This is a genomic window from Lacihabitans lacunae (assembly GCF_042649125.1).
In the GTDB taxonomy this organism is placed as follows: Bacteria; Bacteroidota; Bacteroidia; order Cytophagales; family Spirosomataceae; genus Leadbetterella; species Leadbetterella lacunae.
The window spans coordinates 3,240,265-3,263,271 of the sequence record NZ_JBHRYQ010000001.1; the positions used below are offsets into that span (position 1 = coordinate 3,240,265).

At 41.7% G+C, this 23,007-nt stretch carries 16 protein-coding genes and 1 pseudogene; 15 read left to right on the top strand and 2 right to left on the bottom strand.

What is annotated here, in order from left to right; genetic code table 11:
• Positions 1-16: 16 nt before the first annotated feature.
• Positions 17-946 carry a 23S rRNA (adenine(1618)-N(6))-methyltransferase RlmF gene (gene rlmF / locus ACFOOI_RS14125; protein ID WP_379838643.1) on the top strand — a complete coding sequence of 310 codons (930 nt, stop codon included), beginning with the start codon at positions 17-19 and terminating at the stop codon, positions 944-946.
• 7 nt (positions 947-953) lie between these two features.
• Here rlmF and ACFOOI_RS14130 read toward each other — a convergent pair whose 3' ends face one another.
• The gene (locus ACFOOI_RS14130; protein WP_379838645.1) at positions 954-1,835 is read right to left on the bottom strand and encodes a MerR family transcriptional regulator; all 882 of its coding nucleotides are present in this window, start codon (positions 1,833-1,835) and stop codon (positions 954-956) included.
• Between the two features lie 260 nt (positions 1,836-2,095).
• Between ACFOOI_RS14130 and ACFOOI_RS14135 the strand changes: the two genes are divergently transcribed.
• The 9 genes from ACFOOI_RS14135 to ACFOOI_RS14175 all read left to right on the top strand — a co-directional run bounded on the left by ACFOOI_RS14135 (position 2,096) and on the right by ACFOOI_RS14175 (position 17,999).
• Positions 2,096-3,982, top strand: a complete 1,887-nt coding sequence (locus ACFOOI_RS14135) for a helix-turn-helix domain-containing protein (protein WP_379838646.1) — start codon at positions 2,096-2,098, stop codon at positions 3,980-3,982.
• Positions 3,983-4,135: 153 nt separating this feature from the next.
• On the top strand, positions 4,136-5,269 hold the full coding sequence (locus tag ACFOOI_RS14140) for a glycoside hydrolase family 53 protein (protein ID WP_379838647.1): 1,134 nt from the start codon (positions 4,136-4,138) through the stop codon (positions 5,267-5,269).
• A gap of 82 nt (positions 5,270-5,351) precedes the next feature.
• Complete coding sequence (locus tag ACFOOI_RS14145) at positions 5,352-8,273, top strand: SusC/RagA family TonB-linked outer membrane protein (RefSeq protein ID WP_379838648.1); 2,922 nt, start codon at positions 5,352-5,354, stop codon at positions 8,271-8,273.
• A gap of 18 nt (positions 8,274-8,291) precedes the next feature.
• Positions 8,292-9,869 carry a RagB/SusD family nutrient uptake outer membrane protein gene (locus tag ACFOOI_RS14150; protein ID WP_379838650.1) on the top strand — a complete coding sequence of 526 codons (1,578 nt, stop codon included), beginning with the start codon at positions 8,292-8,294 and terminating at the stop codon, positions 9,867-9,869.
• A gap of 21 nt (positions 9,870-9,890) precedes the next feature.
• Positions 9,891-11,222: a SusE domain-containing protein gene (locus ACFOOI_RS14155; RefSeq protein WP_379838651.1), complete on the top strand. Its 1,332-nt coding sequence runs from the start codon at positions 9,891-9,893 to the stop codon at positions 11,220-11,222.
• A gap of 251 nt (positions 11,223-11,473) precedes the next feature.
• Positions 11,474-12,871 carry an alpha-amylase gene (locus tag ACFOOI_RS14160; RefSeq protein ID WP_379838652.1) on the top strand — a complete coding sequence of 466 codons (1,398 nt, stop codon included), beginning with the start codon at positions 11,474-11,476 and terminating at the stop codon, positions 12,869-12,871.
• Positions 12,872-12,877: 6 nt separating this feature from the next.
• Positions 12,878-14,725, top strand: coding sequence for a glycoside hydrolase family 13 protein (locus ACFOOI_RS14165; RefSeq protein WP_379838653.1), 1,848 nt, complete (start codon positions 12,878-12,880; stop codon positions 14,723-14,725).
• Positions 14,726-14,975: 250 nt separating this feature from the next.
• Entirely contained in the window at positions 14,976-16,583 is a 1,608-nt protein-coding gene (locus tag ACFOOI_RS14170) for a GMC family oxidoreductase (protein ID WP_379838654.1), read from the top strand.
• A gap of 12 nt (positions 16,584-16,595) precedes the next feature.
• The gene (locus ACFOOI_RS14175) at positions 16,596-17,999 is read left to right on the top strand and encodes an aldehyde dehydrogenase family protein (protein WP_379838655.1); all 1,404 of its coding nucleotides are present in this window, start codon (positions 16,596-16,598) and stop codon (positions 17,997-17,999) included.
• A gap of 190 nt (positions 18,000-18,189) precedes the next feature.
• Here the strand turns inward: ACFOOI_RS14175 and metG are convergent, their stop codons facing one another.
• Positions 18,190-20,262 carry a methionine--tRNA ligase gene (gene metG, locus ACFOOI_RS14180; RefSeq protein ID WP_379838656.1) on the bottom strand — a complete coding sequence of 691 codons (2,073 nt, stop codon included), beginning with the start codon at positions 20,260-20,262 and terminating at the stop codon, positions 18,190-18,192.
• Between the two features lie 59 nt (positions 20,263-20,321).
• Between metG and ACFOOI_RS14185 the strand changes: the two genes are divergently transcribed.
• From ACFOOI_RS14185 to ACFOOI_RS14205, 5 genes and pseudogenes are all read left to right on the top strand, one after another.
• Complete coding sequence (locus tag ACFOOI_RS14185; RefSeq protein WP_379838657.1) at positions 20,322-20,525, top strand: hypothetical protein; 204 nt, start codon at positions 20,322-20,324, stop codon at positions 20,523-20,525.
• Between the two features lie 158 nt (positions 20,526-20,683).
• The gene (locus ACFOOI_RS14190; protein WP_379838658.1) at positions 20,684-20,896 is read left to right on the top strand and encodes a hypothetical protein; all 213 of its coding nucleotides are present in this window, start codon (positions 20,684-20,686) and stop codon (positions 20,894-20,896) included.
• A gap of 70 nt (positions 20,897-20,966) precedes the next feature.
• Positions 20,967-21,173 carry a hypothetical protein gene (locus ACFOOI_RS14195; protein WP_379838659.1) on the top strand — a complete coding sequence of 69 codons (207 nt, stop codon included), beginning with the start codon at positions 20,967-20,969 and terminating at the stop codon, positions 21,171-21,173.
• Positions 21,174-21,314: 141 nt separating this feature from the next.
• The gene (locus ACFOOI_RS14200; RefSeq protein WP_379838660.1) at positions 21,315-22,634 is read left to right on the top strand and encodes a Gfo/Idh/MocA family protein; all 1,320 of its coding nucleotides are present in this window, start codon (positions 21,315-21,317) and stop codon (positions 22,632-22,634) included.
• A gap of 209 nt (positions 22,635-22,843) precedes the next feature.
• Positions 22,844-22,966, top strand: a pseudogene (locus ACFOOI_RS14205) (HIT family protein); the annotation flags it as partial.
• Positions 22,967-23,007 lie beyond the last annotated feature (41 nt).

A 23,007-nucleotide genomic window follows, 5' to 3' on the forward strand; every position in this document is an offset into this window, starting at 1 on the left:
ATTTATAAATACATTTGTGGCAGACAAACTACATATGCAAAAGAAACCCGCTTCGTCAAAACAGTCGTTACATCCCAGAAACCAACACAATGGCAACTATGACCTAGCGGCACTTACCACAGCCACACCAGAGCTTGGGCAATATGTTTTTGAAAATCAATTTGGAACACAAACAATCAACTTCGCGGAGCCTTTGGCGGTAAAAGCACTCAACAAGGCCTTGCTTTATCACCATTATGGAATCCAACATTGGGATATTCCGGCAGGGTACCTTTGTCCACCCATACCGGGTAGAGCAGACTACATTCATTATATAGCAGATATTTTAGCCGAAAATAACAAAGGAGTCATTCCAAAAGGAAATACAATAAAGTGCTTAGACATAGGCACAGGAGCAAACTGTATATATCCTATTATAGGGCATCAAGAATACGGTTGGAATTTTGTGGGAGCAGATATTGACCCTGTTTCCGTAAAGTCAGCGAAGGCCATAGTAGCTGCTAACGAAACATTGAGCAACAACATTGAGATTAGACACCAAGCCGACAAAGGGCGGTTTTATAAAGGAATAATAAAATCAGGCGAAAAGTTTGATATCACCATGTGCAATCCACCATTTCATGCCTCGCAGCAGGAGGCTCAAGCACAGAACATGAGGAAAGTAAAGAACCTAACGGGCAAAACTAACCAAAAGCCTAGCCTAAACTTTGGTGGAAAAAACAACGAACTGTGGTACGAAGGTGGCGAATACATATTTGTGAAAGCCATGATAGAAGAAAGCCAAGAATTTGCTGCCTCTGTAAAATGGTTTACGAGTTTGGTTTCTAAAAAAGAAAACCTGCCGGCATTTCAGAAACTACTAAAATACCTAAAGGCTACCGATGTAAAAATAATAGAAATGACACAAGGACAAAAAATCAGCAGACTGATAGCTTGGCGATTTTAACTCCGAATTATTCGCCGCTAGCTAATTCAATGAGCTGCTTTACGTTGGGAACTACCTGCACATTAGCCGGCAAAACTAAACCTTGGCCAATAACCTGATATCCGGAAAGTAAAATCTGAACCTCTGGAAACGCAGTTGACAAATTATTTATATAGGCCTGCACCTCGTTTTGACCAGGCGTAGTAGTAATAGAGGTAAACATATAGTCAGGCTTGTGAATATCTGCCACAAACTTAAGCTCATCAAATGGTAGACTTTGACCCAAATAAACGACCTTATTGTCTCTAGCTCTAATGATATAGTTAGCAAACAAAACCGCTATTTCGTGTAACTCGCCCTCTGGCGTAAATAACACATATTTTTTAGAACTTGGCTTATTTTTCACGACCTGACCGTCAATCGCCACAATCATTTTTTGACGAATTAGGTTTGTTATGAAGTGCTCTTGAGCAGGACCAATAGAGCCCGTTAACCATAATGTACCTATTCTACTCAAAAACGGATAGATAATATTAATCATGGTGTTTTCAAATCCAAACTGTAAGATATTGGTGGACATGATTTTCTCAAATCTTTCTTCATCCATATCTATCATCGCAATAGTGAGGGCATGAATTTGGTCTGGGTAATTGAGCTGTTTGTCCGAAAGGGCCATTACCTCTTGACTCAATTGCTCCAAAGTAAGCTTCGCTATTTCGGATATTTTGTATCCGTGATCTTTAAGAAGAGAAATATTTAACACCAATTTTAAATCCCTATCGTCGTAGAGTCTAATATTAGTATCTGTTCGTTTCGGATTAATAATATTATATCTTTGCTCCCAGATACGAATCGTATGGGCTTTTATACCTGAAAGGTGCTCAAGATCTTTTATTGAATAGCTGCTCATTATTTTTGGTTTGAAAACATATCCTAATGTTTAATATTAGTTTAACTTCGTAAAAAGCCCTATTGTTTCAGCCTGAATGTATTGTTTGACAATTTTTATTTAGTCGCAAAGATAGATTTTTAAAAAGAATAAATTAACCTCAATAAGATATATTCGAAGTATATTCAAAAAAATACCTAATGGTTTTATTATCAATCTCTCGGGATATTGAGTTATTACCTTAAAGATTCGATTTTTTAATAAAAAAACAGCAGTCAAAATTGACGAAAAGAAAGACACTTTGGACACTAATATTGCTAACCATCTTTATGGGTGGACACAATGTCTTTGCCCAAATTCAGATAAAAGTTAAAATAAAAGCAACTCCGCTACAAAAAGATCAGCCCATTTTTATTGCTTTAGATTATAACAATTGGGAGCCCGGAGACATAAAATACAAGCTCAATAAAGATAATGATAGCACCTATAAAATAACGCTGACAAACACACCCTCGGTTTTTGAATACAAGTTTACCCAAGGCAGCTGGCTATTTGTAGAAGGCACACCTGAAGGCGAGAGTTTACCCAACAGAACATTTAACCTAAATACACAAAACACCAAGCAAATAGAAGCGAACATTTTGGGTTGGGAAAAAATAATCTCCTACGACATATTTGTTAAGTCGCTCCCCGAAAACACGCCTAAAGACGCCAAAATTTCAATCACCGGAAACTTTAACAACTGGGAGCTCGGAGACCCAATTTATGATTTAAAAAAATCTCCTAGTGGCACCTATCATGTTAAAATATATTCGGACCTCGAACGAATTGAATACAAGTTTACCCGAGGCAGCTGGGAGTCTGTGGAGTCGAGAGAAAGTGGAAAAGCAAGACCAAACCGCGTTATTTTTAGAGAAACTGTAAAAGACAACAACGAAATAAACGTAAACATAGACGGCTGGGAAGACCTCTTGGGTTCACTGCATGTATACTCGCTTTTTGACTTTTTGCTTTTGTTCTCTGTTTTCCAAGGCATACTACTAATTATTGTGCTGCCCACGCTGCAGTCTACCAACAAAGACGCAAACCGCTGGTTGATATTTTCTATTTTGATAGCTTCCTGTGGTGTGTTGTGCTACATCATGGGCAACTTCCAGATATTCGTAAATCGCTACCCGAGGTTGGTTGTTTTGCCTGACTTGGTGTACTTCTTGTTTGGTCCTATTTTCTATTTCTATTTACTAAAACTGCTCTATCACGTTAAGTTTTTGCCTTCCCGGTGGTACTTACACTTTATCCCGTTCTTGATTCAGTTTTTTGTGTATTTACCTTTTCTGCTACAAAACAACCGCACGTTTTTGCTTGATCTTATGAATCAAAAGCAAGAACTGATGATTATTTTTGGCGGTTCGGGCATTTTAGGGCTTTTATGGAACATTTACTATTGGAATCTTTTTAGAAGAACCCTCAAAACTTACAACACGGAATTCCAATCGAAGCTTTCGTATGAACAAAATCTAAGTTATCTAAACGGCGTATTGATTGTAATGTTTATCACCATTTGCGTTTGGGGCTTTACATTATTGTTGATGTTTTTGCAAAATGTAATGGGGTTTGAGAACACCCTAATTATAGAAAATAGTGTAGATTTTACATGGCTGATGTTTTCGTGCATCGTGTATTTTGTTGGCTACTTTGCCATACAGCAGTCCGAAACATTTAAAGTTAACCCACGTCAGATTTCCATTTTTGACGACCCTATGGATGCATCGCTGTCGAGCACTACAAAAGCACCAGAAGAAGAAAACCACGACGACATGCTAGAAGAGATTCAAAAACTTGAGGCATATATTGAATCTGAAAAACCATATACCAATCCCAAAATCACCCTCAGCGAACTCGCCCATCAGCTAGATTTGTCTACGCATACCCTATCAAAAATTATTAACGACCACTACCAGCAAAACTTCTTTGACTTCATTAATCATTACCGAGTAAAAGAATTTCAGCTACTGATTCAAAGCCCTAAACACGCCAACCTTACTTTTTTAGCATTGGCATTTGAGGTAGGCTTTAATTCCAAAACTTCGTTTAACCGAGCCTTCAAAAAAATCACCAACCAAACCCCTCGCGAGTACTTGGAGTCATTCAACAACCCAAAAAAATAGGTGCCATTTTATAAACTGGCACTTGCGGCACGGCTAACACCCTACAAATCAAGTATATAAAAATTTATTTTATTTATTAGAAAAATACCAATTGGGGCGACCGCCATACTCTAGTGCCCTAATTTTGTGACTGAAAATAATATTATTTAATCAGTGCAAAATACTAATTTCAAAAATTCAACTCTGCTCCTTGGTGCCTCATTGCTTTTGGTAGTTGCTACTAGTTGCATAAAAAAAACCAGTCCGTCGCCAGATTTTTATTTGGGGGCAGACCTCTCTTATGTAAATGAGATGCAAGACTGCGGCGGTGTTTACCGTGAAAACACCAAGGTGGTAGACCCTTTTGAGTTTTTTGCTAACAAGGGCTCAAACATAGTTCGAGTAAGGCTTTGGCATACGCCAGAATTTGGGAATTACTCATCTATAGAAGATGTGGAAAAAACCATTGGGCGGGCTAAAAAAGAAAACCAAGCCATCCTTTTGGACTTTCATTATTCTGACAATTGGGCCGACCCGTCGAAACAAATAATGCCCCGTGCCTGGCAAAAAATAACATCACTTCAGGTTTTAGGAGACTCCGTTTATAATTACACTTTATCAACATTAAATCAGCTAAAAGCTAAAAACCTAACGCCGGAGATAGTACAGGTAGGAAACGAAACGAACATTGGCGTTATTCAACACCCAGACTCCGCCTCAAACGGCCCTATCAACTGGAAACGAAATGCTTTTTTGCTAAACAAGGGCATTGAAGCCATCGAGGCTTTTAATAAATCTACTGGCTTACATATACAGTCAATGCTGCATGTGGCTCAGCCCGAAAACGCCCCTGCGTGGTTTGCCGACGCACTAAAAAACCAAATCGGAAACTACGACTGGATTGGCCTAAGCTATTACCCAAAATGGTCAACTTATGACCTCGAGAAACTTTCGCAAACCATTAGCGACCTGAAGAGCAGATATAACAAAAAAGTGATGATCGTAGAAACGGGTTACCCCTACTCTACCAAAGAATATGACCCAGCCAATAACATGCTAGACGCTGGTGCTCAAATAGCCAAATATCCCATTTCGCCCGAAGGGCAACTAAGCTTCATGATAGACTTAAAAAATATCACCCAAAAAGCAGGAGCATCAGGTATAGTCTATTGGGAACCTGCCTGGATAAGCACCAAATGCAAAACTCAATGGGGTGTGGGTTCACACTGGGAAAATGCCGCTTTTTTTGATGCTGGCAATGGAAATGAGGCCCTTCCTGTATTCAAGTTTTTTAAACCAACCTTTTAATATTTCAATACTTTAACTTTAAATTTTATTTCAAATGCAAAAAAACAAACGAAATCAAAGTTTAAAAACTAAAAGCTTAACGATGAGGGCCTTGGGCCTAGTGGCTTTTATGTTTTTTGCTTGGAGCAATGCCGCTTTTGCTCAAAAAACTGTAACCGGAAAAGTAACAGACGGACAAGACAAGTCCGAAATGATTGGCGTAACAGTGTCTGTTAAAGGCACCAACATAGGTACCCAAACAGACATATCGGGTATGTATAAACTAAACGTACCTAACGACGAGTCAGTTTTGGTATTTAGCTTTGTAGGAAAAATAGCCCAAGAGGTGGTGATTGGAAACAAAACCACCATAAACGTAACCTTGGCCGACGACGCCTCTGTGCTGGGTGAAGTAGTGGTGATCGGATACGGATCTCAGAAAAAACGCGACCTAACAGGCTCCGTAGTTTCGGTTAGTTCAGAAGACTTTGTCAAAGGACAAATAACCTCTCCAGAACAACTCGTATCGGGTAAAATAGCAGGTGTACAAATCACCTCAAACTCAGGAGCACCTGGCTCAGGCAGTACTATAAGAATCAGAGGAGGCTCATCGCTAAACGCCAACAACGATCCTCTCATCGTATTAGACGGAATGCCACTAGACAACTCTGGTATAAGCGGAGCATCAAACCCATTGGCGATGATAAACCCGAATGACATAGAGACTTTTACGGTACTGAAAGACGCCTCTGCAACGGCCATTTATGGTAGCAGAGCCTCTAACGGTGTGATTTTGATTACCACGAAAAAAGGAGCGAAAGGAAAACCACAAATTAACTTCAGCACGCAGTTTTCTTCAGCTTCACCGGTGAAGTATGTAGACGTACTTTCGGCAAGCGAATTTGCGGCTTTGGTGACCGAAAAAGGGAACACTACCATGAAAAGCTACTTAGATACTGCAGACACCGATTGGCAAAAACAGATATACAGAAACGCCCTAACTACAGACAACAACCTAAGCATCAGCGGCACAAAGGGCAATTTGCCATACCGTATTTCGGTTGGTTATTTAAACCAAAACGGTATTTTGAAAACCTCAAATATGGACCGAACTTCAGCTTCAATTGGTTTATCGCCAACGTTTCTTGACAAACACCTAAAAGTAGACGTAAACCTAAAAGGCTCAAAATCAAACAACAGATTTGCAAACACAGGAGCCATTGGGGCTGCGGTGTCATTTGACCCGACGCAACCTATTTACAGTGGAAGCGAAACACTAGGCGGATACTACGAATGGCTTGACCCTTCTACCGGAAAACCAAATACCTTAGCTACCCTAAACCCACTTGGTCAGCTAATGTTAAGAGATGACAGATCGGATGTATTGAGAAGTATCGGAAACGTAGTTTTTGATTACAAATTCCACTTTTTACCAGAACTTAGAGCCAACCTTAACCTTGGATATGATATTTCGAGAAGCAACGGCTCTGTGGCTATTCCTGCCAATGTAGGGATGTCGTTTGCTAGAGGCGGCACAAACAATGTGTATGATCAAAATAAAACCAACAAAACCTTAGAGTTTTATTTGAACTACGTAAAAGAACTTCCGGGCATACGAAGCAAAATAGACGTAATGGGCGGTTACTCGTACCAAGACTTTTTAAAGGATAATTCTAATTTAGAAAAAAACATAGCCGGAGACGTATTTTTAGATTATTTCTACAAAACACAAAACACCTTGGTGTCGTTTTTTGGAAGAGCAAACTACTCACTTTTAGACAAATACTTATTAACCGTTACACTTCGTAAAGACGGATCATCGAGGTTCTCTCCCGAAAACCGTTGGGGCTTATTTCCATCAGCAGCATTTGCATGGAAAATATCAGACGAAGGCTTCTTGAAAAATTCAAATACCATATCTGACCTAAAACTTAGATTAGGTTATGGTGTAACGGGTCAGCAAGATGTATTGGGCGACTACCCATATTTACCAAAATACACCATCAGTCAGTCTACCGCAGGCTACCAATTTGGCAGCAAGTTTTATAACACACTAAGACCTGAAGGCTATGACGCCAACATTAAATGGGAAGAAACCACTACCCTAAATGCCGGAATAGACTGGGCACTTAAAACGGCTAGAATTTCTGGAAGTGTGGACTACTACTACAGAAAAACCAAGGATTTGTTAAGTGTAATACCCGTTCCGGCAGGTTCAAACTTGACAAACCAAATATTAACAAACGTAGGAAATATCGAGAACAAGGGTATTGAGTTTAACATCAACACTACCCCTATTCATACCAAAGACTTTAACTGGGACTTAGCGTTTAACATCACACGAAACATAAACACCATTACAAATTTGACCAAGGTGCCAAACCCAACGTTCCCGGGTATATTAGTAGGCGGCATATCAGGTGGCGTGGGTAACACCGTTCAAATTCACACGGTAGGCTACCCGACAAACAGTTTCTTCTTATACCAACAAGTATATGACGAAAACGGCAAGCCGCTCGAAGGCGTTTATGTAGACAAAAACCAAGATGGCGTAGTTAACACCTCTGACCTGGCGAGATACAAATCTCCTCAGCCCGATTTTTACTTCGGTATTTCGTCACAGTTTACCTACAAAAAGTGGTTCGCAGGTTTTGTTACCAGAGGAAGCATAGGTGGCTATATGTATAACAACCTAAACTCTACCGCAGGTACTTTCAGAACAAGTTCGAATGCCTACTTAAACAATGTGGTAAGAAACGCAACCGTTACAGGTTTCGAAAACTCTCAGTATTTCAGCGACTATTATTTAGAAAACGCTTCATTCTTTAGAGCAGACAACATTAACCTCGGATACAGAATTGGCCGAATCAAAAACAAGATAGACGCCACCGTGTCTGCCAACGTGCAAAACGCCTTTGTGATAACCAAATACTCAGGCCTTGACCCAGAGGTTCAAGGAGGAATAGACAACAACATCTACCCAAGACCTCGCACATTTACTTTGGGACTAAACCTTGGTTTTTAATCTAAAAAAAGAACGACAATGAGAAACATAAAAAATATAAGCAAAATAGGTCTCTTGGTGGCAGCACTTGGCATCAGCCAGTCGTGTGTAAACGACCTTGACCGTACACCATTTATTGAAGTAACTTCAGCTACAGTCTACAAAGACCCTGCGAGTTACAAACAAATTTTAGCTAAAATGTATGCCGGCTTCGCGGTTTCGGGGCAGCAAGGCCCTGCAGGTCAGCCAGACATTAGCGGTATAGACGAGGGTTTTTCTACCTACCTTCGCCAATATTGGAAAGCACAAGAGCTCACAACCGACGAGTCAGTTATTGGTTGGAACGACGGTAACCTCCGCGACTACCATGATATGGATTGGACAGCCTCAAATGAGTTCGTAACGGCCATGTATAACCGTATTTTCTATCAAATTACCCTTACAAACGAGTTTATTCGTGAAACTACAGACGCTAAACTGGCCGAAAGAGGAGTGTCAGGATCAGAAATAAAAACCTACAGAGCCGAAGCAAGATTCCTGAGAGCATTGAGCTATTACCATGCATTAGACATGTTTGGCAACGTGCCCTTCGTAACCGAAGCAGACGCTGTGGGGTCTTTTCTTCCTAAACAAACCACACGAGCTGAGCTTTTTGCCTACATAGAGTCTGAGCTAAAAGCTATCGATGCCGAGCTTACCGCTCCCATGACAAACGAATACGGAAGAGCCGACAAAGCAGCTGCTTGGACCTTACTTGCCAAACTATACCTGAACGCCGAAGTATACACAGGCACTAAGAAATATACCGAAGCACTTACCTACAGCAAAAAAGTAATCGACGCCGGATATACACTAGAGTCAAAATATGCGAACCTATTCTTAGCTGATAACAACAAATCAAAAGAAATCATATTTCCGATTACTTTTGACGGCCTAAATACCAAAACTTGGGGCGGCATGACTTTCTTAGTCCACGCACCCGTTGGAGGCTCTATGAACCCTGCTGAGTTCGGTATCGGCGGCGGATGGGGCGGTGTTAGAACCACCAAAAACATCGTGCAAAAGTTTCCTGATGCTACCGGAGCAAAAGACAAAAGGGCCATGTTTTATACCCAAGACCAAAACTTAGAAATAGACGACTTATTTAAGTTTAACGACGGCTACGCTATTACAAAATACAAAAACGTAACCTCTACAGGAGCTAAAGGTTCTGACATAGAAGGCAACTTTCCCGACACCGACTTCCCGATGTTTAGAGTAGCAGACGTGTACCTCATGTATGCCGAAGCAGTACTTAGAGGCGGCGGTGGCAGCACAGCAGAAGCGGTTGGTTATATAAATAAACTAAGAGAGCGAGCCTATGGAAATACCTCGGGTAACATTACGAGCATAGACTTAAACTTCATATTAGACGAAAGAGCTCGTGAGTTGTATTGGGAAGGACACCGCAGAACTGACCTTATCCGTTTCGGAAAGTTTACGGGAGCGGCGTATCTATGGCCTTGGAAAGGAGCGGTAAAAGAAGGCAAAACTGTGCCTGAATACTTAAACCTATTTCCAATTCCGTCGGCAGACATCGTGGCCAATCCAAATCTAAAACAAAACACAGGGTATTAATTTTTTAATCTTACAAAAAACATGAAGAATATTTTTAAAAATATAGCGGTTTTCGTAGGGGCATTAATGTTAATGACCTCGTGCGAAAAAGACCAAATACAGGCAGTACTTAACTCTTCTGCTGCACCAGCAGTGTCTCTTTCAGCACCCAATGTGGTACTTACCAAAGATAAAGAAAACAACGACGTATTGACCATTTCGTGGTTAAAACCAGACTTTGGATATGACGCAGGACCTACATATACCATACTTTTAGACAAAAAAGGTGGTGATTTCTCTAAAGCATATAGCTACGCCAGCGGGTCTCAACTTAGCAAAAGCTTTAAAGGGGCCGAACTAAATGCTATACTTTTAAACCTAGGTTTAGCACCCGGCACCGCCAGCAATCTAGACGTAAAAGTACAAGCCAAACTAAGCGAAAAAGTGATACTTTCGTCGCCCATTGCGGATCTAAATGCCACCGCATATTTAGACAAACTTGACCTTTCTACCCCATGGGGCGTAGTGGGTAGTGCATTTAACGACTGGGGTGCCACGCCTGATGCTCCTTTTTACAAAACCGGCCTTGCAGGTGTATACGTATCGTATGTAACCCTAAAGGACGGCGAGTTTAAAATCCGAAAAAATAACGATTGGGGCGTAAACTACGGCGACACCGGAGCCGACGGAAAACTTGAAGCAGGTGGCGACAACATCGTTTCTAAAGCAGGCACTTACAAAATCACCTTTAACGAAACCGCCCTTACCGTAAAAATCGAAAAATATAGCTGGGGAATAGTAGGAAGTGCATTTAATGATTGGGGTGCCACTCCTGATGCTCCCCTAACTTACGACCCATACTCTGACCAATGGAGAGGAGTTGTAGCACTCAAAGACGGCGAATTTAAAGTTAGACAAAACTCCGAATGGAGCGTAAACTACGGCGACGACGGAGCAAACGGCACACTTGACGCAAACGGAGCAAACCTTGTGGCTACAAAAGGCAACTACCTGATAACCGTAAGCTTTACCGAAAACAAAATTTCGGTTCAAAAAATCACCAACCTTTGGGGCGTGGTAGGTAGCGGATACAACAACTGGGGAGCCACTCCTGACTTCACTTTTGTACCTGACTATGGCAACTTCACCAAAGATTTCGACACCAAGGGAATTTGGGTAGCCAAAAACATTAAACTCCTAACAGGCGAAATCAAGTTTAGAGCAAACAGCGACTGGGGCCTAAACTACGGCGATGACGGAGCCGACGGCACACTGGAAGTAAACGGAGCAAATATCTTAGTTACCGCAGGTACCTACGACATTACCCTCGACTTCTCGAAAGCCAAACCGGCCTATACCATCAAAAAGAAATAAAGAGAAAAAATCATAGGAAAGCCACAATCTGCACGGAGTATCTTCGTGCAGATTTTTTAAACCCAGTTTATGCATTAGGGCGTCACCCACAAGGGGTCGGGCTATTCGTTCCCGCTTTTTGTCGGCCAAGGCCAGTCAAAAGAGCTCCACTACTATCCCTGACGCAATACACAGCACATGAAAACATAAAAAATTAAGTCTTTAGTTTGCACCCAAAACCAGCAAAAAAAGAACAGAAAATACAGTTAACTATGCGTAGAATATTAAGTAAAATTGGGGCCACAGTTTTAGTGCTGATAGTAATATCGGCTTGCCAAAAAGCAGAACAAACACCCGCAGACACTACCCCAACAGACCTGACACAATACCTGAGACCAGAAGGTGTCATGATGCAAGGCTTTTACTGGGACGTGGAGCCTCGCGGCGACTGGTGGAATACCATTTCGAGCAAAGTAACCGCTTGGAAAAAAATAGGAGTAGACAGAATCTGGCTACCACCGGTATCTAAAGGCATGTCAGGTGGCTACTCCATGGGCTATGACCCAATGGACTATTTTGACTTCGGAAATTTTGACCAAATGGGAACTACCGAAACACGATTTGGCTCAAAAACCGAACTCCAAAGTTTAATAACAGCCGCACATTCGGCTGGCATTGACGTAATAGCAGACATCGTGCTCAACCACAACAGCGGCGGCAGCCTTGAGTTTAATCCATTTCGAAACAAAGACACCTATACGCTTTTTCAACCCAAATCGGGGTTTTTCCCACGCACCGCCAAGCTATTTCACCCAAACAACATACACGCCAAAGACGCCGAAGCACTTTTTTTTGAAGAGCAAGACCTTTGTCACGAACAGCCCGAAGTACAAAACTGGTTTTGGAAAAACGAAAACTCAGTAGCCAAATACTACAAAAACACCATGAAGTTTGACGGTTGGCGTTTCGACTACGTCAAGGGTTTTGACCCATCTGTAATAAAAGCATGGCTCACCGAAGTGGGAGGTTTTGCGGTGGTAGAAGCATGGGACGGCAACACCGACTACCTCAAGTCGTGGGTAGACAAAACCGGTAGCCGAGCCTTTGACTTTGCGGCATTTTATAATTTAGAGCAAGCCATAGACGGCTCAAATATGAGCATTCTCAAAGACCGGAACTCGCTTTTGCGAGTTGACCCCGAGCACGCCGTAACCTTCGTAACCAACCACGACACCGAAAAAGAAACCAACCAAGGAAACAGAATTGGCTCTGCTGAAAACAAACTTTTGGCATACGCCTACATACTGACACACCCTGGCTATCCGTGCATATTCTACTTAGACTACGAGACCCAACTCTCTAAACCAAAGCTAGAAAAACTGATTACCATAAATAGATCACTCGCAACAGGCACGTTGAGCGTACTTTTTGCAGATTTAGAATATTACGTAGCACAGCGAAACGGCGACTCCAAAGTACCCGGCCTAGTAGTAGCCATCAACAACGGAAACGCACCCAAAACTCAGCAAGTGGCCACCAAATGGAACAACGCCACCTTATATGATTACACCGGAAATGCATCTCAAACCATAAAAACAGACGCAAACGGCAGAGTGAGTATCACTACGCCCGCAAAAAGTTACACGGTTTGGTCATTGCAAAAGTTTTAAAATAACATGAAAAAAATATTTTTATTCCTTAGCCTCGTTTTGTTTTCTACCTTATCTCAAGCCCAGCAGGTTGAGCATTTTGAGCCGTCTTCGTGGTGGATAGGCATGAAAAACCCAAAACTTCAAGTACTCGTTCATGGAGTCAACATTTCGGATTTTAAACCGAGCACAAGCTATACCGGTGTCAAAATAACGAAAGTAAATAAAGTAGAAAATCCCAACTACCTGTTTTTAGACTTAGAAATTTCTTCTACCGCAAAACCTGGGGATGTCACCTTTATTTTTTCTGATTCAAAAGGAAAAAAAATAACCCAAAACTTAAGCCTAAATGCTCGTCAACAAAACTCCGCAAACAGACAAGGCTACAACGCTTCTGATGTAATCTACCTAATTACGCCAGACAGATTTGCAAACGGTGACCCAACAAACGACGGCATAAAAAACTACGAAGACCTACCTAACCGAAACGAAGAATACGGCCGCCACGGAGGTGATATTAAAGGCATAAGCAAGCATTTGGACTATATAAAAGACATGGGTTTTACTACGATTTGGCCCATGCCTCTCGAAGAAAACAATATGCCCAAACAGAGCTACCACGGCTATGCCATCACTGATTTTTATAAGATTGACCCACGCTTTGGCACCAACCAAGAATATTTAGAATTGGCACAAAAGGCGAATAATCTAAACCTTAAACTCATCAGAGATGTGGTACTCAACCACTGCGGTTCGGAGCATTGGTGGATGCATGACCTACCCTCAAAAGACTGGATAAACAACGAAGGCAAGTTTACCTCTACCAACCACGCCCGCGAAACCCACCAAGACATACACGCCTCTAGTTTTGACAAAGAAAAACAGGTGCGGGGTTGGTTTGTGCCTTCTATGCCAGACCTCAATCAGCGAAACCCGTTTATGGCAAACTATATCATTCAAAACACCATTTGGTGGATAGAATACGCCAACCTGAGCGGACTCAGGATAGATACATATCCGTACTCCGAAAAAGATTTCTTGGCCCGATGGTCAAAGGCCCTGATAGACGAATATCCAAACCTTAACATGGTGGGCGAAGAATGGTCTATGAAACCTTCGGTGGTTTCGTATTGGCAAAAAGGAAAAGTAAACACCGACGGCTATGTGTCTAACTTGCCTTCGCTAATGGACTTTCCGCACCAAAAAGCAATATCAGACGCGATGAACGAAGATGACGCTCAATGGGGAATGGGGCTAACAAAAATATACCAGACACTGACAGATGATTTTTTGTATGCTCACCCTTACAACCTCGTGGTGTTTTTAGACAACCACGACATGAGCCGTTTTTTTACCCAAATAAAAGAAGACCCGAAGCTTATGAAAATGGCCTTGGCGTATTTGCTTACCACACGTGGAATACCGCAAATATACTACGGAACGGAAATAGGCATGACCAACCCAAAATCTGACAGTCACGGCGAAATCAGAGGAGATTTTCCAGGCGGTTGGGCCGGAGATTCTGTGAGTGTTTTTGAAAATAAAAACCTAAACGATTCTCAAAAAGACCTTTTGGCTTTTACCAAAAAACTATTGAATTGGAGAAAAAACACTCCGACCATTTATAACGGAAAAATGGTTCATTTTGCCCCTGAAGGTGGCATCTACAGCTTTTTTAGGTTTGATAAAAACGATAAGTATTGGATTGTTTTAAATAAAAACTCAAAAGAAGTTACGCTCAATCTGGATAAATATAAAGAGTTGGTGCCTCAAAATGCAGAGCTTTTTGAGGTTTTAGAAAACGAAACTTTCAAAAACAGCGTGGTAGTTCCAGCAAAAGGATTCAGAATATTGAAAGTGAAACCTAGTAAATAAGTCACTCGTTTTTTATGTTTTAAAACGGCGTTTAATCGAAACGCTGTTTTAAAACCAAATCTCAGCAATATGAGCATTTTTCTTTCTCGAATATCAATCGTGAATATGCTTACGTTGAATGCAGCGTTTTTCATCAAAAACATAGAAAGTAAATTATTTGTAGAAAAAATAGTGTAATTTCAAGGCACAAATTAGGCATTCCAAGCGTTTAGTTTGTAGATATTTCAACAACCTAAAAGACCTTAAAATTATGACATTTGACCACATCGTGGTGGGTGCCGGAAGTGCCGGATGCGTGCTGGCCAATAGACTATCCGCAGACCCTTCGGTATCGGTATTGCTGATTGAGTTGGGCGGACCAGACTCCAAGCCCGAGATTCATATACCAGCAGGCTACGCCAAATTGCACCGAACAAAAGTAGATGCGGGGTTTTGGACAGAGCCTCAAAAGCACTTAAACAATAGAAAAATATACCTCCCCAGAGGAAAAGTATTGGGGGGCTGCTCCTCAACCAACGCAATGGCATATGTGCGAGGCAACAAACAAGACTATAACGACTGGGAAAACCAAGGCTGCCAAGGCTGGGGCTACCAAGATGTGCTGCCCTATTTTAAAAAATCAGAATTTAACGTAGACCACCAAGACGCCTTCCATGGCAACCACGGCGAACTTCATGTAGAATATGCCAAAGGCTTCAAAACACCTTTTATAGATCCATTTATTGCAGGATGTACCTCGCAAGGTTTTTATAAAAACCCCGACTACAACGGTCAAAACCAAGAAGGTGTAGGTGCGTTTCAGTTTACCATAAAAAATGCCAAAAGACACAGTGCCGTTGACGCGTTTTTGAAACCGGTGCTACACCGAAAAAACCTAAAAGTACTTACCAGCACACAGGTTCAAAAGGTAATTATCAAAAACGATAAAGCCGTTGGCGTAATAGCCTCTATAAAAAACGGGCCTCCACAAGAAATAATGGCCAACAAAGAAGTAATTCTTTCAGCAGGGTCGTTTGTTTCACCGCAGCTTTTGATGCTGTCGGGCATAGGAGAAAAAGAAGAACTCAACTCATTTGGAATAGAACTTAAAAAAGAACTTCCGGGTGTAGGAAAAAACCTACAAGACCACTTATTTTATGCAGTAAGTGGCCTTTCGAATATTCAAAAAGGTCAAAACCATCATGTAAAACCCTTAAATCAGGTTCTTGATTTAATCGAGTATTTTGCTTTAAAAAAAGGAGCTCTGACCATTGGCCCGCTCGAAGGGGTGGCATTTGGAAGGTCATCTCAAAGTCCCGACCGCGTAGATTATCAGTTCCATTTTGCGTCAATTCATTTGGGAAATGATTATAAAGCTGACTTGTATGACATCAGCACTTTTCCGACAACAGATGGTTTCACTATATTGCCTACTTTGCTTCGACCAAAAAGCCGAGGAACAGTTTCACTTGGAAGCAAAAACCCTTCCGACCATCTTAAGATTCAGCCAAATTTTTTGGAAGAAGAAAGTGACAGAAAACTATTGATAGAGTCTGGAAAAATAGCCTGGGAAGTATTAAACTCTGGGCCTTTTAAGCCCTATTTAGAGAAAATAATTACCCCTCCGCTCGGAACTTCGGACGAAGCCTTCTGGGATCACATCCAAAAGCAGGTTGAAACCGTTTATCATCCTGTGGGCACTTGCAAAATGGGCGTAGACCCAGCCACCGCGGTAGTAGATGCTCAGCTGCGGGTACATGGCATCGAAAACCTTCGGGTTATAGATGCATCGGTGATGCCTACCATTGTATCTGGAAATACAAACGCCCCAACCTACATGATAGCCGAAAAAGGGGCCGAATTAATTTTAAAATCTTAACCTAAATAAAAAATGAATACGCAGGAAATCAATTCAATTTTTGAAGCTCAAAAACAAAACCAATATAAGGTAGGGGCTAGTACAGTTTCGGAAAGAAAAACGAAACTTAAAATGCTTAAAAAGGCTGTGGAAGTAACCTACCGAAAGGCATTTCAAGAAGCCATGTGGAAAGATTTCCATAAATCTAAAGAAGAAGTAGACCTTTCGGAGATTTTTGTGGTCACCAACGAAATCAACCATACGCTGCACCACCTAGGGCAATGGATGAGAGACCAAAAAGTGCCTACGCCAATCTCGTTTTTAGGGTCTTCTTCTAAAATAAAATATGAGCCAAAAGGCGTTTGCTTGATTATTTCGCCATGGAACTTCCCTATCAACCTCTGTTTGGGGCCCTTGGTTTCTGCTATTGCGGCTGGAAACACAGCCATAATAAAACCCTCAGAAATGACGCCACACACAAGCGGGGTTATAAACGAAATGATATCGGCTATTTTTGACAAAAACGAAATCGCGGTGATAGAAGGAGCCGTCGAAGAATCTACCGCACTATTGTCTTTGCCTTTTAATCACATATTCTTTACGGGGTCGCCTGCTGTGGGTAAAATAGTGATGGCCGCAGCGGCAAAAAACTTGTCGTCAGTAACACTTGAGCTTGGAGGAAAATCTCCGACCATTATAGATGAAACCGCAGATCTCAAAACATCTGCAAGAAGAATATCATGGGGAAAATATTTCAATTCGGGACAAATATGCATAGCCCCTGACTATATTTTTGTGCACGAAAGCGTAAAAGACCAGTTTGTGGAAGAAGCCAAAAAGACCATTGAAATGTTTTTTGGTAGCCAACCGAGTCAATCCGAAGACTATACCCATATCGTAAACAAAGGCCATACGGCAAGGCTAAAAAACATGATTGCAGACGCCGTAGCAAAAGGAGCAACGGTAACCGCCGGTGGCACCTCAGATGAGGCAGCAAACTACATAGCACCCACAATACTAGAAAACTGCTCGCCAGACTCATTGGTAATGACCGAAGAGATCTTTGGTCCGATAATGCCAATCGTAACTTATAAAAACCAAAGCGAGGTAGTAAAACATATAAACGCAGGAGAAAAGCCATTGGCATTGTATATTTTCAGCAAAAGCTCTAAAAACATTGCGTATTTCCTAGATAACACCCGAGCAGGAGGAACCTGTATAAACAACAATGCCCTTCATTTTTTCAACAACGACCTGCCATTCGGCGGCTCAAACAACAGTGGCTTAGGCAAGTCTCACGGTCATTTTGGATTTCTGGAGTTTTCAAACGCAAGGGCTATTTACAAACAGCATATTCCGGGTGCATTAGAACTGCTGATGCCGCCCTACGGCAACCTAAAGTCTAAACTGATAGAACTAACCGTTAAATACTTTTAAACAAAACCCCTGATTAGCGAACAAATCTCTAATCAGGGGTAAATTCTTATGCACGGATTATTACTTTAAACTTCAAAAAAAAATCAAGCATTTTATCGTTGGCATTAAAATAATCGCCTTCGAATCTATGCTTGATTTTCTTCCTAATATCTTATTCTAAACATGCCCTTTGAGCATGAATAAATCATTCTTAGCTCACCCCTGCACCGCTCCATACCTCCTTATGAGGCTGCAAAAGTGCCAGAGAGCCGTCTTTGTCTTCCGCCATCAAAATCATACCCTGAGACTCTATGCCCATCATCAGCCTTGGAGCCAAGTTAGCCACAAACGTAACCTGCTTGCCCACCATCCCTTCGGGGTTAAAGTGTTCTGCTATTCCGCTCAAGATCGTCCGTTTTTCTAAACCATCGTCTATCAAAAACTTCAACAACTTCTTGCTTTTTTTCACAGGCTCAGCCTCCAAAATAGTCCCGATTCTAAGGTCTAATTTTGCGAAATCATCAAATTGAATATTCTCTTTTATCGGTGTTACCGTTTTTCCTTCTAGTTCGTTCATACGCTTTGCGTCCAATAATTTTTGTACTTGATTGTTAATCGTTTCGTCTTCTATTTTCTCAAAAAGCAATGTTCCTTCACCTATAGTTAAACCCACAGGCACAAGGTCGGCGTTTCCGGCATCTCTCCACTCTGCTTTACCACTTTCTCCTTTAAGCGACCACTCGCTCATTCTTAGCTGCTCATACAATTTCTGAGAAGTAAAAGGCAAAAATGGCTCCGCCACCACAGCCAGCGTAGCCGTAATCTGCATCGCTATATTCATGATCGTTTTTACACGCTCTTCGTCTACTTTTATGGCTTTCCAAGGCTCCGTCTCGGCCAAGTATTTATTGCCCAGTCGAGCTATTTCCATCATACCCGCCAAGGCATCTCTAAACTTATAGTTTTTCATGGCGTCAGACACCTGACAAGGCAACTCAGCCAATGCCTTAAGCGTAAGCTCATCTACCTCTAGCAGCTCGTTTCTTGCAGGCACTTTGCCATCATAAAACTTCTGGGTTAACACCACCGTACGGTTCACAAAGTTTCCAAAAATACCCACCAACTCCGAGTTGTTTTTGGTCTGAAAGTCTTTCCAAGTAAAATCATTGTCTTTACTCTCAGGAGCATTGGCAGCCAAGGCATATCGCAACACATCTTGCTTACCCGGAAACTCCTCCAAGTATTCGTGTAGCCAAACCGCCCAGTTTCTCGAAGTAGAAATCTTATCGTTTTCGAGATTCATAAACTCGTTTGCAGGCACATTGTCGGCCAATATAAAACTCCCCTCCGCCATCAGCATGGCAGGGAAAATAATACAGTGAAACACGATATTGTCTTTACCTATAAAATGAACCAGTTTGGTGTCTTCTGATTTCCAGTAGTCCTCCCAGTTTTTACCCGTCTGCGTAGCCCATTCTTTGGTCATCGATATATAGCCAATCGGAGCATCAAACCACACATAAAGCACCTTGCCGTCTGCTCCTTCTACTGGCACTTTTACGCCCCAGTCTAAGTCACGCGTCATGGCCCTAGGCTGCAAGCCCTGCTTTAACCACGACTGACACTGCCCAAACACATTAGGCTTCCACTCAGGGTGGCTGTTCACATATTTCTCAATATCTGGCTGCATTCTATCAAGGGGCAAATACCAGTTTTTTGTTTCCTTCATAACCGGCTTAGCACCCGATATCGTCGACTTCGGATTTATCAACTCCGTAGGCGAAAGCGAAGACCCACACTTTTCACACTGATCGCCGTAGGCACCCTCATTGTGACACACCGGGCACTCCCCTACTATATATCTGTCGGCCAAAAACTGCTGTGCCGTCTCATCAAAATATTGCTCCGTCACCACTTCGTCAAAGTAACCCTTGTCGTTAAGCGTCGTAAAAAAATCTTGAGATGTTTTGTGATGCACCGGACTAGAGGTACGCGAGTAAATATCAAACGAAATCCCAAACTGCTCAAACGAATCTTTGATTATCCCGTAGTATTTGTCCACCACAGCCTGCGGCGTAGTACCCTCTTTTTTAGCCTTAATGGTAATCGGCACACCGTGCTCATCTGTACCACTAATAAACGCCACATCTTTGCCTTTCAGCCTCAAGTATCGCACATAAATATCAGCAGGCAAATAACACCCCGCCAGGTGGCCAATGTGAATCGGGCCATTGGCATATATCAAGGCAGCAGTAACGGTATATCTTTTCGGATTATTCTTCATCGTATCTTGTAGAAAATTGAGGTGCAAATTTAGTATATTTTTCTGAGAAATCTGTGGGCATGCCCCCGCCACATTCCGCTATCGCTACATATGGCGGGGTCGGGCTCTCTGCTCCCGCTTTTGTGTCCGGCCAAAAGCCAGGCCCCAAAGAGCTCCGCGACGATCCCTCATGCGGAGTTGAAGAAGATCAGAAACTTTTAGAATATAAGACAAAACTCAAAATCCTACCTGCGATACTCACCTTAAGCTCAGATGACTTATGATTTCCAAAGATTACCTTGCTCAAAATATTAGCAAAACAGAGCAATATTTTTTAGCATTGAGTTTTTAACATACATTTGACTAACAAAAAAGCACTTGTAAGTACCTAAAGACCAACAAGTGGCTTGCTTTCAAATAAAAACTTAAAAATCACAAAGTCATGGCCAGAATCATTGTTCCGAAGCATTTAGTAGAGTCAAATCATGAGATTACCACTTTGCTAAAAAATCACTTTCCTGATTTATCGTCAGAGAGTTCAAGTTCGTTTAGTCATAATTTTTATGACACCAACAAAGGTGACTATCAAACCTTGACACCCATATTAAGAAGAGAAAAAGGAACATTAAGCATTATGGGGTTTGCTTGTTATTGAGCAAACCCATTCACAAGTTTTTTTTATTTAAATACGCTTGCAAGTTTTTACCTTCTAAATCGTCAATATCATGGCCAGAATCATAGTTCCGAAACATGTAGTTCAGTCAAACAGAGAAATCCCGGCTTTGTTAAAAGCACAATTTCCTGATTTACTCAAGATGAAAATCAAGTCCTACAGCCATTATTATTTCGGCACCCTAAACCAAGGTAACCAAACGCTTATGCCCATTTTCCAAAGAGAAAACGGCACACTAAGTATAAAGGGGTTTGTGTGATTTAGAATTAAAACACCAAACCACAATCTTAATAGAAATCAAAAAAATATTAATCCAATTTCAGAAAGCCAATTACGCATTTATTTTTGTTGACTTCCCTTTTTTCTCCTAACTTCATAATCTAATATTCAACCATAGAAAATGAAGAAAAAAGAAACACAAAATAGACGAAAATTTATCGGGCAGGCTGCTGCTGCCATTGGCGGATTAATGATTGTTCCTCGCCATGTTTTAGGTGGCAAAAATGCTTTCGGCGTCCCTTTTAAAGCACCTAGCGACATTATAAATTTGGGCGTTATAGGCACAGGTAAGCAAGCAAAAGGCCTTGCAAACTCATTCCTCCTGACGGGAGAGTGCCGCATAAATGCTATCAGCGAAGTATATAAGGCCAAAGCCGATCAAATGCTCGGACGCATCAAAGACATATATGAAAAAAATGAAGCCCTAGGCAAATCCGCCGAGATAGCCGTCTATAATGACTACCGCGAACTCCTAAGTAGAAAAGACATAGACGCTGTGGTAATCGCTACGCCTGACCATCAGCATGCAGTTATGGCCGTTAAAGCCGCACAGGCAGGAAAGGATATTTATTGCGAAAAGCCGCTTTCGCTTACCGTAAAAGAGGGCCGAGCGATGGTAAATGCCACCAGAAAATACAACCGAGTTTTTCAGACCGGAAGCATGCAACGCTCGTGGCCGGAGTTTAGACAAACAGCCGAGTTGGTCCGAAATGGCTATATCGGAGAAATAAAACACATAAAAGTAAACGTAGGAAAGCCACCTGTAAAATACAACCTACCTGCCGAAACCATACCCGAAGGCCTCGACTGGGACCTCTGGCTAGGGCCAAACGAGCCCGTAGCTTTTAACGCAGAATTGGCACCTCCCATAACCAAAGATGTATTTCCCAACTGGCGACTTTATAGAGAATTTGGTGGCGGCATGGTCACAGACTGGGGAGCACACATGTTTGATATTGTGCAGTGGGCTTTAGACATGGACAGCAGCGGGCCCATGTCTGTTACTCCGCCTGACGGTAATGAAACCAAGTTTTTAACATTCAAATACAAAAACGGCATCACTGTAAGCCATGAAACTTGGGAGTGGAATAACGCCATTCATTTTATTGGGACCGAAGGTGAGATAAAAGTCCAAAGAAAAAAACTGGTAACCGACCCTGCAGAACTTGCCACCCGAGTGATAGACGAAAAAGAAAAGCATGCTTATAAAAGCGAAAACCATTACAAAGACTTTTTACAAGCCATGAGGAGTCGCTCGAGGCCTATATGTGATGTAGAAACGGGTCATAGAACTGCCTCAATGTGCAACATCGCCAATATTGCCTACCAACTGGGCAGGCCACTAGCATGGAATCCAGAGAAAGAATTATTCAAAAATGATGCAGAAGCAAGTGCCCTTTTAGGCCGAAAAATGAGGGGTGAATGGGCTATAAAATTATAAGTTTGCGAAGGGTCGGCTCGGTGCCGACCCTTTACTTTTTTTGTTCAATTACCCAATCCAAATTATTTATGGCTGAATTAACAGCTACTTCATTTCAAAATAGTAAAAAATAACCTAATTAATCGTTTTCATTAAAAATGAAGTTTTTTTTTAACAGCCTACTAGTTTTAAATGACCATTCTTTAAATTGCGAACAAAACACCAAACCAATGCCTACCATATTTACGAAAATCATAAATGGCGAAATCCCTTGCCACAAAATAGCCGAAACCGAAGACTTCCTTGCGTTTTTGGATGTGTTTTCTTGTGCTCCTGGGCATACACTTGTAATTTACTAACGCAGATTTTATTAAATTTTAATCTTTTTTCAAGT